Here is a 12960-nt window from a genome sequence, read left to right on the forward strand (position 1 = left end):
TCGAGGCAAAGCTCATCACTCATTCAGCATCAATAGGGATTATCCAGCTTGGCGAACAGAGCACGAATAACATCCTTCTCTGCCGTAGTAAGCTGTTGCCCAGCCTGCCATTGTTGAATCTCTTTCTTGACTTCCTTGGGGTCTCTATAGCTGAGAGCATACCCGATGCCCCCTATACCTTGTACACGGTTGGCTTTGTCCATATTTGCCAATGCTCGGGTCATCGCAGTTCTGTCTCTTGTGAACAAATCTCCCATAAGATTATCGTATTCTTCAGTTAACGCTCCATCCAAGCCGGCAGTGCCCTTGATCACATTCGAAAAACTTTCTGAAGGAACCAAAGCGCGCTGATTATAGAGGTATTCAATGATTTCCATGCTTAGATGTTCACTGATTTCGTTCATCTTCCCCCAATGGATACCTGCTAGATGGTCCGTAATATGACGTACTTTTGCTTCATCACTGAGAGAGGAATCCTTATAAAAGGACAGCACAAGCTCCTCTTTACTTTGCTGGGCACGCTGCGTACTGACTGCGCTATGCTTAGACACCTCATTGCTTGCTTCAGACGGCGCCGCAGGGTCAGCTCGGGGAGTACACCCTATGGTTACAGCCAGCAATAGTATAGTACAAGCTACAGAAACAAACACGCTACCTTTTGACACGAATCCACTCTCCTATCCACACCTTTTACACCTGCGACCTCTCATCTATTGGTATGACGGAGCAGGATTCAGATCTAGACTTATCTTCTACTCGTCACGCCCAACCGTAGGCTTACGGATCACAGAGACGCTGGATTCTCTGACGATCAAACGAGGCTCGAACTGTACACGCTCATAATCTCCCACGGTCTGGTCCTGAATTCGCTTAAGCAGCAGTTCCGCAGCCAGGCGTGCCACCTCTTCCCCCATAATAGAAACTGAGCTGATCTGTGGGGTCGTTACGGTCGCCCACAAATTGTTGTCAATACCAACCACTGCAACCTCTTGCGGTACTTTTACACCCAAATCCTTAAAGCGGTTTACGATTCCTATGGCCACCATATCATTAACTGCATAAATGGCATCCGGCATATTTTTCAAGCTGTAAAAATAATCGGCTGCCCGTAGCCCAGTCTCGAAGGAAAAGTCATCGCCAAAATACACCAGTGAAGGGTCCACATGCTGGAGAGACTGCTCGTAAGCAAAGTATCTCTCTTCGATTTTATCCTTCGCTGCACCTGCATAAGCAATTCTCGTTCTCCCGATTTTAAGCAAATGCTCCATCACAAGTCTTCCCTCTTGCCGAGCCAAACTGACGATATCCGCTTTAACGTCTTCACCCAGCTTCTTGCCATAGTTAATAATGGATACCGGAACGCTAGCCTTGTTAATCAGATCAACCAACATTTTGGGATACGCCAGTGGCATAATGATAAGCCCGTCTACATGCAGCTTCTTAACCTCACGTACTGTTTCAAGCTCCATTCTGGCATTCCCGGCCGTATTGATCTGCACAACACGATAACCGTGCTGCTTGGCGGCCTGTTCTACGGACCAAGCAATCTCTGGAATAATCGCGTTCCGAATATCCGGTACAGCCAACGCAATTTGACGTGTCTGCCGTACCTTTAGACTTTGAGCTGAGGTATTGGGCGTAAAGCCCATTTCTTCAATCACTTGCAAAATAAATGCTTTCGTCTTGGGGCTGATGCCCTCACTATCATTAATAGCCCTAGAGACAGTCGCAATACCAACCCCTGCCCGCTTGGCTACATCCTCTATGGTTACTTTCTTTTGCTCTGACACACCCAAAATCCTTTCACGCTCGGAATCGTTTTCTATCTATGCACATAAACTCTCTAATATAGATATTATACCACAGAATAGTTCTCTAAAAATTGAATTCGTTTTCTTCTAGCCTCTGCTTCACTTGCAAAATTCGCAAAAATTCTTTTGTACTAAGCAATGAGTCAAATATAGCGCCATAGTCACAAGTGATTATATTCACAAAAAAATCAAGTGCTTTTTGCATTAATTTGGTTTGACAATGTGTAAAAATTGTGACATATTATTTTTCGGAAACGTTTCCTAATTCATTCACTTTTATAGCGGCAATGATCATATAATCATCAAGGAGATGACAGGACATGCAAGCATTGAGATGGCATGGAGTAAAAGATTTACGTTTGGAAAATATTGAGCAGCCCGCTGCTCTTCCCGGAAAAGTAAAAATCAAAGTCGAATGGTGTGGTATTTGCGGAAGTGATCTCCACGAATATGTAGCAGGACCGATCTTCATTCCTGAAAATGCTCAGCATCCATTGACTGGTGAAAAAGCTCCGGTCGTGATGGGACATGAATTTTCTGGACAAGTCGTTGAAATCGGTGAAGGCGTAACCAAAATTCAGGTTGGCGACCGTGTAGTCGTTGAACCCGTTTTTGCATGTGGAGAATGTGATGCATGTAAACAAGGCAAATATAACCTTTGTGATAAAATGGGCTTCCTCGGTTTGGCAGGCGGCGGCGGTGGATTTTCTGAATATGTGGCTGCTGACGAGCACATGGTTCACAAAATTCCAGAAAGCGTATCTTTCGAGCAAGGCGCTTTGGTAGAGCCTTCGGCCGTTGCTTTGTATGCTGTACGTCAAAGCCAGCTGAAAGTCGGCGATAAAGCTGTCGTATTTGGCGCTGGTCCTATCGGATTGCTCGTGATTGAAGCGTTGAAAGCTTCGGGCGCATCTGAGATTTATGCAGTAGAGCTTTCCGAAGAGCGTAAAGCCAAAGCTGAAGAGCTGGGTGCTATCGTGCTTGATCCTAAGACTTATGACGTAGTGGAAGAGCTGCACAAACGGACCAACGGTGGCGTAGATGTAGCCTATGAAGTCACTGGAGTACCTCCTGTGCTGACTCAAGCGATTGAATCCACTAAAATCAGCGGACAAATCATGATCGTCAGCATTTTTGAAAAAGATGCTCCGATCAAACCGAACAATATCGTTATGAAGGAACGCAATCTGACTGGTATTATCGGCTACCGTGATGTATTCCCGGCTGTCATCAGCTTGATGGAAAAAGGATATTTCCCTGCTGACAAACTTGTGACCAAACGTATTAAGCTCGAAGAAGTGATCGAGCAAGGTTTTGAAGGTCTCCTGAAAGAGAAAAATCAGGTTAAAATCCTGGTATCTCCGCAATCCTAATATCGAAAATAAACCAGATGTCTGCCCTTTGCAGGCATCTTTTTATATAAAAAAACGCTCTCCTTCCTGCGACATACTGTCGTCAAGATGAGCAGCGTTTTTTGATTACCGTTTTGCTTATTTCATTACATTTTTCAGAACATCGTCAATCATTTGACTGTTTGCGATTGTACCTGTATACAACCAGCTGGAATCCTTACCAAAATCGTATACGTGCCCTTCTTTAACTGCCGGTATTCCTGCCCAGACTGGATCTTTAATAATCTCATCCTTGCTCACTTTTTTGCTGTTCACGATAAAGATATAATCAGCGTCCAGCTCAGCCAGTTTTTCCAGAGATAAGTTGCTCCAGTTCGCCTTGGCTGTTTTGGAAATCTCCTGTACGACCTGTGGAATCTTAAATCCCAAATCCTTGTACAATACATCACCGCTGGATAGATTCTGGTTCACCACATATACGTTTTTATCCGTTACCCACAATGCCGCAGCGGTTTTTTGTCCTACCTTCTGACTTAGCTTGGCTTTCGCTTCTGCTGCTTTTTTGTCGTAATCGCTCAATGCCTGCTTCGCTTCACTGCTCTTATTCAGCACCTCACCCACGGTCAGCAGCTCTTGGCGCCAATCATTATTCATATTACTACCTACAACATAGGTCGGAGCAATTTTGGAGTATTGATCATATTTGTCACCTTCGACCATACTCGCACTGTCCATAATGATCAGATCAGGTTTGAAGTTCAGAACCGCCTCGAACGGAAGATCTGAAGCGATGGCAGGAACATCCTTCAATTCTTTTTGCAGGTAAGCTTGAACTGAATTTTTACCTACCGACCATTGGGCTACCGGTTTAACACCCAACGCCACCAGATGATCCTCCAGATAAGAAGCGAGCACACGCTGAGGCTGAGCCGGAACCTTCACCTCATGCCCAAGTGCATCCTTCAGCACTCTTTCCTGTGATGTTGGTTCCGCTGATGTATTATTGTTCCCTTGCGAAGCGCCATCGGTTGCCGCAGGACTGGATGAGCCTGAGCACGCGCTCAGCAGCAAGGTAAAACTAAGCAATAAAATAAATGCCATGGAATGCTTTACGTTTCTATTCATTCGTAAAATCCCTTCATCATGATTTTGATAATGATTATTATCCTCAATAACAGTATGCAGGGCGCCACTTTTCGAATCAATGGAACATTCAGACATGCTTGATGGATTATCCAGACGCATATCACTAACAAAAGCAGATGAATATAAGCTGTCCCGATAATGAACCGGGGATACACCAGTATGTTTTTTGAATGCCCGGCTAAAGAAATACACATCCGGATACCCCACACTCACAGCAATATCCTGTAAAGTGGCATCCGTCTTGCGCAAAAGCTCCTTCGCCTTGTCCATCCGTAGTTGAATCAGATACATAATCGGGCTACAGTCTGTTTGTTTTTTAAATAATCGGGTCAGGTGTCGCGGACTGCATTCCAATAATCCGGCCAGACATTCCAGCGTGATGGACTCCGCATAATGAGCCTGCATAAATCGAATCGCCTGTGCCACGACATCCCGCGTGGAAGTCCGAGCCTGTGGTTCCTGCAATTGACGCATACATTCATATGCAAAATCATAGAACCGACCCTGAGCCTGAATCTTCGATAACGCCTCTTGATCCTGCCAGGCGTCCGCCAGTAGTTGCAGCTTTTGATAAAGTATAACCGGATAGGACGGTCTGAAACCATAAGCTATCAAAGGATGATTGTACACCGTGTTTCCCGAAAAAGAGTTTGCTTTATATAGAACAAGAATATATTCGATCCCGCATGACGCGGGCTTTATGCTCAGTTCAAAACCTTTGCTGCCATGCAGTACATACCCTGAATGGGATTCATCCTCCCAATCACCAGCCAAGCGTACGCTACCTTGTAGCATAAACACAAAAGCATGCGCTGGGAGACGATAGGGTTGAACCAGCTCTTCCGCTTCCAGTCGAATGTGCCGGACATCCATGACACGGATCGACGAATGAAGCCATACGGACAGCAGCTTGTTCAGCTCATCAGCTTCATGCCCCTTGCTCATCCCGGTATGGGAACCTGTCTGCTTTTGCCGATCCTGCTTCACGTATCCAAGCCTCCACTTCTTAAATATCATACTTTTTTTTTCAAACCAACCTCATTATATATCATAAAGACAGAATGATATCATAATACAACAATCGTCAACGATATCATTCTGCCTCTGTTCACCAGTTTGTCCCCTATCTATGTCATTCTCCCTACCAGATCCTATTTCTTTCATTTCCTAATTGGATATTTTCATGTAGTATAAGTCTAATTGAAGTAACCCTGCTTGGGCTATGCTGAAGCTATACACTATGATGAAGGAGGATTTCATATTGAAATCAAATGAAGCAACTTTACACAAAAAGCTTCGACCACGGCATATTACCTTTATGGCTATGGGTGGAGTCATCGGGACGGGTATTTTTAAAGGAAGTACCGAAACGATTAGCTTGGCAGGACCTGGAGTTATTTTGTCCTATGTCTTTGCAGGACTTCTGCTCCTGGTCGTTATGGGAGCGATTGCCGAGATGGCGACGGTCTACCCCAACATGAATATGAAGGATTTTATTCGCAAGGCTTTTGGAGAGCGACTTTCCTTCATTATCGGCTGGTTGTATTGCTTCATGTGGCTGGCCGTCTGTGTCATTGAGGTCATTGCTGCTGGAAGCTTTCTGCAATATTGGTTGCCAGATGTTCCTCTATGGCTTCTCAGTTTAGCAAGTGCGGCTTTCATTATTGTCGTCAACATGCTGAGTGTCGGTGGTTTAGGGGAGCTGGAATTTTGGCTGGCGGGTATTAAGATCGCCATGATTATTATCTTTATCGCCTTGGGTGGCTGTATACTATTCGGAATTATTCCCACTGAAACTCCACCTTATCTGAGCAACTACGCGCAGCACGGCGGGTTTCTCCCCAATGGCTGGCTGGCTATCTTTTCGGCGTTGCTGGTCGTTACCTTTTCTTACGGAGGGTCTGAGCTGATCGGATTGACGTTGACGGAGACTGAAAATCCAGAAAAGGTACTGCCTAAAGTGGTTAAAAGTTTTATTCTTCGCGTTGTTTTGTTCTATACGCTGCCAATTCTCATTATTTGTGGCTTGATTCCCTGGAACCAATTGGATGCAAGTACCAGCCCGTTTGTACAGGTATTGTCTTCTGTAGGGCTTCAAGGCTCAGCTCATGTCATGAACTTTATTCTGATCACTGCTGTACTGTCTGCCGCCAATTCGGGAATTTACGGGGCTACACGCATGCTCCATTCGCTGGCGATTAATGGAGAAGGTCCCAAGTCACTCGCGCGCCTGTCTTCAAATGGAGTTCCGGTGAACAGTCTCAAACTGTGCGCAGTCATCCTGATTGTTGGCTCCATGGTCGCATACGTCGCTCAGGACGGGCTGTTCCGTATTTTGATGGCTGTACCTGGCTTTGTCGTGCTGCTTGTCTGGAGCTGTATCTGCCTGTCCCAATTGAAACTGCGCAAATCTTATCCAGTAGAGCCTACTTTCAAGATATGGGGATACCCTTATATAACGGCGGTAACAGTGGGATGCCTATGGGTCATTGCCTTCCTGTTCTTGATTGACCCGCAAAATCGGATCAGTATCAGCGTATGCGTGGCGTTCATGGCATTTTTGATCATCTGGTCTTTGGTGAAGTTCCGGAGAAAGCAGGCTTAAACAGCTCATGATTCAATCGTATCTGTTTCCAGTTTCATATGCTTTTCTAGCCTTCCCTGTTGCTGCGTTACTGTTTACACTACCATTTCTCATCGTGCAATATCGCAGACATGGCTATATTCACAAGGCTAGAGCGTGGTTGCTTTACTTGATGCTGTTATACTTGATGAACGCCTTCTTTCTGGTCATACTACCGCTTCCAGCATCGCGTCATAATGCAGCCTTGGCCGGGGGAGCGTTGCAATTGATGCCCTTGCAGTTCGTGCAAGACATTATAAGAGAAACATCCGTTTCACCTGCTCATCCCTCCAGTTATGTTCATTTGCTGAAGGAGCGTGCTTTTCTGCAAGTGGTTTTTAACGTGATGATGACCATGCCTTTCGGTATGTTCTTACGTTATTATTTCCGTGCACGATGGAGATGGTGTCTCATTCTGTCCTTCACCTTGTCCCTCTTCTTTGAGGTGACACAGTTGACAGGATTGTATGGATTTTTTGACCATGCGTATCGTGTGTTTGACGTGGATGATCTGATGGCTAACACATTGGGCGGTATGCTGGGCTTTCTGCTCGGCGAATGGTTCTCACGCTTCCTTCCCCGTTTGGAACATCTGGACAAGCACTTGGACATTACGACCAAACGGGTGTCCTATACGAGACGAGGAGTAGCCTATTTAGTTGATTCTATCCTTTGGGCGGGGTTGCTCAGCATTATGGAGTCCATGCATGTATCTGCTGCTTTCTGGGTTTCCAGTGGAATTTACTTTATGGTGGTTCCTTACCTGACGAATGGACGAACTCCGGGGAAGTGGCTGGTACGCATTCATCTGACAGGGAGAGGAAAAAGAGTTTCCCTGTGGGAGCTCATTAAGCGCTACAGTTTCTTATACTGGTTGTATTTTGGACTGAATTACGTACTAGGTGGATCTGTACTGGGATCTCATCTGTCTCCTTGGATAAATGTTCTGATCAGCCTTGTGCTGTTGGTGATAAACGGATGGTTCTTTTTCCACCTGGTCATACGTCTGTTCAAGAAAGCACCGTTATTTTATGAGGAGCTTAGCCATACTTCGCACCAGATTATATGGCCCAAGCGCTACCATCCTACTCAGAATGACCCCGCTGACCCAACACAGACGTCGGGAGCGAATATAGTACAAAAATAACCAGAGGATCGACACGTCATCAAGCCCCGGATCTACATTGCATCCAGGCAAATAAAAAACAGGTGAGAGCAAAGGGATGTCCTTGCTCCACCTGTTTTTTTATGTTGCTTATATTTTATGTTGCGTATAGATGTTAGCTCAACTTATTTCCACTGTGCAATTTGATCAATCGGTAGACGTGTGGACGGATGACCCTCGTTGATTCCTTTACCCATCGAAATGAGCATAATAGGGACATAACGGTCTTTGTCCAGACCAAAGGCCTCAGCAATTTGATCCTTTTCATAACCGCCGATAGCGTTAGTGTCGTAGCCATGAGCGCGTGCGACCAGCATAAGCTGCATGGACACCAATCCACCGTCGATCAGGACCGTTTCTCTGTTCACAACTGGATCAAGGGCAGCAAAATGGGCTGTTACCTTTTCCTGTTGCATTTCTTTAATGTCTTGAGGCATATAGCCCAGTTCTACAGCTTCTCCGAAGATTTGTTCGAAATTATCAAAGTTGTTCAGATCCCCAAACACAGCGATCACTGCCGAAGAGGTCTCCACTTGACGTTGGTTGAAACGAGCCAATGGCGCCAGGGTTGCTTTACCTTCTGGGCTATCAATAACAAGGAAACGCCAAGGTTGCAGATTAATGGAGGATGGTGCGCGTGTAGCTTCCGTTAGAATCTCTGTCATTTCCTCGCGGCTAATCTTCACGGACGGATCGTATACTTTTACCGAACGGCGTCCCAGTGCGATTTCCTTAAAATCATTCGTTTTTACAATATTGGATGTATTCGTATTACTCATTCCAATCTCTCCTTTGTTCCTCTGTGGGTAATCGTAATATGACAATGTTGTCAGTCCATACTGGATATATGACTATTCATCACTTGCAGCATATCGGCTAGTTGATTCCGCTGCGTCTCGTCAAAGCTCTGTAACAGCTGAGCTACAAACTGCGAGCGCTCCTGCTTAAAGATGACAATACGCGCACGTCCATAATCGGTCAGGCTTACCAAAGTAACCCTGTTGTCCTCTGGCTTCGTGCGTCGTGTGACCATTTCAGTCGCCTCCAGTTGTTTTAAATGGCGCGTTACGGCCGCACCGTCGATGCCAACCTCTTTTTGCAGCAGCGTTTGGCTAATCTCCTCCACTTGATACAACTTGCACAACAACTGCAATCTGGATGCGCTGATCCCTGCACACCGCTCAAACTTGGAGCTAATCTGCTTGTTCAGCAGCAGCAGCATATCAAAAATATACTCAGCCTCGGATGGTGTCTGGGTGATATCAATCTCTCCTCCCTTGCATATCGCTGGCTTCGTGATCTAACCGTTGATCTATCAATCATTGATCTATCAAGTAATATACAGCCTCTTTAACAATAAATCAAGTCCCTGAGAAAAATAAAGTGCCTCATTCCAAATAAAAGCTGAGCGACTCGCAGGGAGCCGCTCAGCTTTTATTTTGCTTTTATACGCTAGGTTATTCAATCTTTGTGCAAATAAGATAAGGAATTGTGGTGCTGAATTAGATAATTCCGTGAGACAGCATAGCATCAGCCACACGCACAAATCCGGCGATGTTCGCTCCAACCACCAGATTGCCTGGCACGCCGTATTCCTCAGCTGCCTTCACGCTGTTAGCATAAATATTTTTCATAATATCATGCAGCTTGGCATCCACTTCGTCAAAGGTCCATGACAGGCGCATGCTGTTCTGCGACATTTCGAGCGCCGACACCGCAACTCCGCCTGCATTGGCAGCTTTGGCTGGTCCGAACAAAACCCCGCTCTCCAAAAATACTTCAATGGCCAATAGTGAGGACGGCATATTTGCACCTTCGCCGATAGCCTTTACGCCATTGCTGACCAGCAACTGCGCTGCATGCTCGTCAATTTCATTCTGTGTTGCACACGGCAGTGCGATGTCACAAGGGATAGACCAGATCCCCGAGCAGCCTTCTGTATAGATTGCGCCTGGACGCTCTTTTGTATACTCGCTAATTCGCAGACGATTCACTTCTTTAAGCTGCTTCACCTGCTTGAGATCAATACCGTCTGGATCATAAACATAACCATTCGAGTCGCTACATGCCACGACTGTAGCACCGAGTTGCTGGGCTTTTTCAATCGCATAAATGGATACGTTACCCGAGCCCGACACAACGACACGTTGTCCTTCAAAGGACAAACCTTGAGCTTGCAGCATCTCGTTTACAAAATACACACAACCGTAGCCAGTTGCTTCCGTACGTGTAAGACTACCTCCGTAATGAATCCCTTTACCCGTCAGGACGCCGCCTTCATGTCCTCCGCGAATCCGCTTGTATTGCCCGAACATGTATCCGATCTCACGGCCACCTACGCCAATATCCCCTGCCGGAACGTCAGCATCTGGGCCGATATATTTATACAGCTCCGTCATAAAGCTTTGTGTAAAACGCATCACTTCGTTATCTGATTTACCTTTGGGGTCAAAATCCGAACCACCTTTACCACCACCGATGGGAAGACCCGTCAACGCATTTTTGAAAATTTGTTCAAAACCCAAAAATTTGACGATACCCAGATACACGGACGGATGGAAGCGGAGTCCACCTTTATAAGGACCAATCGCACTATTAAACTGTACGCGGAAGCCACGGTTGACCTGTACATTGCCTGCATCGTCTACCCAAGGTACACGGAAGGTAATGACACGTTCGGGCTCCACCAGCCGTTCCAAAAGCCCCTGCTGCATATACTTAGGATGCTTAGCCAATACCGGAATTAGCGAATCCAAAATTTCCTTGACGGCCTGATGGAATTCATTCTCATGAGGATTACGCGCGATAACCTTCTCAAAAACGGACTGCACATATTCGGCTGCTGCTTGTTGACTCTGCTCTGGACGGATCATGGTCATTATTTAATACACCCCTTTTATAATTAGCCCCTCTGTTAAATGACGGAATGACTTTATTCTGCACCCTTGAGAGTGGAACTTTATGTATTCATAAAATTTAGTTAACTATACATGATTTTTTATATAAATACATCAAAATCGCCTATAAAAGATTTTTGTATCCTTCATTAAATAACTCTATGAACCTACCATTGCCTGTTATATTCCTAAAGCCAAATCCCTTGATTTACGGGCTTTTTTCACGATTTCTAAGGGTTAAACACCTTACTCTATATGGCATTATAATGTGAACAAATTGAAACTAAAACATACATCATATCTGGAAAATATGGATTATAAAAAAAGAGGCTAGCGCACAGGGCGCAGCCTCTTTTCCCATCCGTAAGAAGGTAACAACTCACCATTACAGAAATATTCTATTACGCATAAAAGGCTTCAAGCTGACGCACAATTTCGGCCTCGTCATGCTCTACCACCTGCTGGTGTTGTGGCTTGGCGAACAATTGTTCAATTTGCGCCGGGAACTCCTGCTTAATATCCACCAGACGGATCGCCTCATCGAATTTGGCCGGATGTGCTGTTGCAAAGGTCACACAGACTTCGCCTGCGCCATTATACGCCTCATACGCGGCAATACCGCAAGCTGTATGCGGATCGAGCAAATAATCGTATTCAGCCTTGTATTTTTTGATCAGCTCCAGACACTGCTCATTCGAAGCACCAAGCGCTTCAAAATCCTGCTGTACCCGTTTCAAATCCTCTGCCCCGATCACAATCCGTCCCTCGGTTTTGAGCTTATTCATGTATTCAGATACCTTGGCTGCATCCTCTCCGAGGAAGTAGTACAGGTATCTTTCGAAATTGCTCGCCACTTGAATGTCCATCGAAGGACTGTATGTGCTTTTGAAGTCTCCTGGCTTATATTCGCCTGTCTTCACGAAGCGCTCCAAAATATTATTTTCGTTCGTGGCAATGATCAGCTTATGGATTGGCAGACCCATTTTCTTTGCGAGAAAGCCGGAAAAGATATTGCCAAAGTTGCCGGAAGGCACGCTGACATTGATCTTCTTTGCACCCGATGACTCCTGCGCCCGGAAATAAGCATAGAAGTAATATACCGTCTGCGCCAAAATACGCACAAAGTTAATCGAGTTAATCGCCCGCAGATGATGTTTGGCTTTGAAGTCCAAATCGGCAAACAGGTCCTTAATCACTTTTTGACAATCGTCAAAGTTCCCTTTTACAGATAGATTCAGCACGTTCTCATCGTCTACCGTCGTCATTTGCAGTTCTTGTACCTTGCTCACCTTTTGGTGTGGGTGCAAAATACAGATTTTGATGCCTTCCTTACCTCGTACGCCCTGAATGGCTGCCGCCCCGGTATCGCCTGAGGTTGCACCCAAAATGTGAATGATTTCATTCTGCTTTTTGGACACGTAGGAATAAAATTCACCCATAAATTGCAGCGCCACATCCTTGAACGCGAACGTAGGTCCATGGAACAGCTCCAAAATAGACAGGGAATCGTTGATCTTCTTCACTGGCGTAACTTCCGGATGACGGAAGCTCGCATAGCTGCGCTCCACCAGTTGTTCCAAATCTTCACGAGGAATCTCATCATTGATATACAGCGCAAAAACTTCCAGCAGCAGCTCTCTGTAGCTCAATGTAGCCCATTGCTCCAGCGTAGCTCCCGACACGGTCGGAATCTGCTCCGGTACCATCAGACCTCCATCGTCAGCTAACCCCATGAGCACGGTATCAATAAATCCCTTGGCTTCTACTCGACCTCTAGTGCTTATATATCTCATATACATCCCCCAATAAAAATTCAATTCGAACCTTTTTTCGAATATATTATTGTCTATAATACCCTGTCGCGGTGCTGTAACCAAGCCTTTTTTTCATATTTCAAAGACTTTCTCCTACTTTACCATACCCTGATGCATCAGGCATCTGTAATCACCAGGCAATCGGAACGTCA

10 protein-coding genes are annotated in these 12960 nt (G+C 45.6%); 3 read left to right on the forward strand and 7 right to left on the reverse strand.

The features are described 5' to 3' along the window. Window positions 1–29 precede the first annotated feature (29 nt). Window positions 30–665, reverse strand: a complete 636-nt coding sequence (locus tag PPM_RS19015; RefSeq protein WP_013372418.1) for a hypothetical protein — start codon at window positions 663–665, stop codon at window positions 30–32. A gap of 87 nt (window positions 666–752) precedes the next feature. After that, window positions 753–1790 (reverse strand): LacI family DNA-binding transcriptional regulator, encoded by a 1038-nt coding sequence (locus PPM_RS19020; RefSeq protein ID WP_013372419.1) that lies wholly within the window; start codon window positions 1788–1790, stop codon window positions 753–755. 341 nt (window positions 1791–2131) lie between these two features. Here PPM_RS19020 and PPM_RS19025 point away from each other — a divergent pair, with 341 nt between their 5' ends. Next, window positions 2132–3184 carry a 2,3-butanediol dehydrogenase gene (locus tag PPM_RS19025; RefSeq protein WP_013372421.1) on the forward strand — a complete coding sequence of 351 codons (1053 nt, stop codon included), beginning with the start codon at window positions 2132–2134 and terminating at the stop codon, window positions 3182–3184. A gap of 117 nt (window positions 3185–3301) precedes the next feature. On the opposite strand, the gene PPM_RS28725 is transcribed toward PPM_RS19025, so the two are convergent. Then, window positions 3302–5296, reverse strand: coding sequence for an AraC family transcriptional regulator (locus PPM_RS28725; RefSeq protein WP_013372422.1), 1995 nt, complete (start codon window positions 5294–5296; stop codon window positions 3302–3304). A gap of 274 nt (window positions 5297–5570) precedes the next feature. Here PPM_RS28725 and PPM_RS19035 point away from each other — a divergent pair, with 274 nt between their 5' ends. Together PPM_RS19035 and PPM_RS19040 are read left to right on the forward strand one after the other, a co-directional pair. Then, window positions 5571–6914, forward strand: a complete 1344-nt coding sequence (locus tag PPM_RS19035) for an amino acid permease (protein WP_013372423.1) — start codon at window positions 5571–5573, stop codon at window positions 6912–6914. A 7-nt stretch (window positions 6915–6921) separates the two neighbouring features. Further along, window positions 6922–8079 (forward strand): VanZ family protein, encoded by a 1158-nt coding sequence (locus PPM_RS19040; RefSeq protein WP_013372424.1) that lies wholly within the window; start codon window positions 6922–6924, stop codon window positions 8077–8079. 143 nt (window positions 8080–8222) lie between these two features. Here the strand turns inward: PPM_RS19040 and PPM_RS19045 are convergent, their stop codons facing one another. The 4 genes from PPM_RS19045 to thrC form a co-directional block, all read right to left on the reverse strand. Continuing rightward, window positions 8223–8876: a nitroreductase family protein gene (locus tag PPM_RS19045; RefSeq protein WP_013372425.1), complete on the reverse strand. Its 654-nt coding sequence runs from the start codon at window positions 8874–8876 to the stop codon at window positions 8223–8225. A 50-nt stretch (window positions 8877–8926) separates the two neighbouring features. Then, window positions 8927–9319: a MarR family winged helix-turn-helix transcriptional regulator gene (locus PPM_RS19050; protein WP_013372426.1), complete on the reverse strand. Its 393-nt coding sequence runs from the start codon at window positions 9317–9319 to the stop codon at window positions 8927–8929. 280 nt (window positions 9320–9599) lie between these two features. Next, window positions 9600–10976, reverse strand: coding sequence for an NADP-specific glutamate dehydrogenase (gene gdhA / locus PPM_RS19055; protein ID WP_013372427.1), 1377 nt, complete (start codon window positions 10974–10976; stop codon window positions 9600–9602). 419 nt (window positions 10977–11395) lie between these two features. Further along, window positions 11396–12787 carry a threonine synthase gene (gene thrC / locus PPM_RS19060; protein WP_013372428.1) on the reverse strand — a complete coding sequence of 464 codons (1392 nt, stop codon included), beginning with the start codon at window positions 12785–12787 and terminating at the stop codon, window positions 11396–11398. Window positions 12788–12960: the final 173 nt, after the last annotated feature.

Origin of the sequence: Paenibacillus polymyxa M1 (assembly GCF_000237325.1) — a bacterium.
GTDB classification, from domain to species: domain Bacteria; phylum Bacillota; class Bacilli; order Paenibacillales; family Paenibacillaceae; genus Paenibacillus; species Paenibacillus polymyxa_C.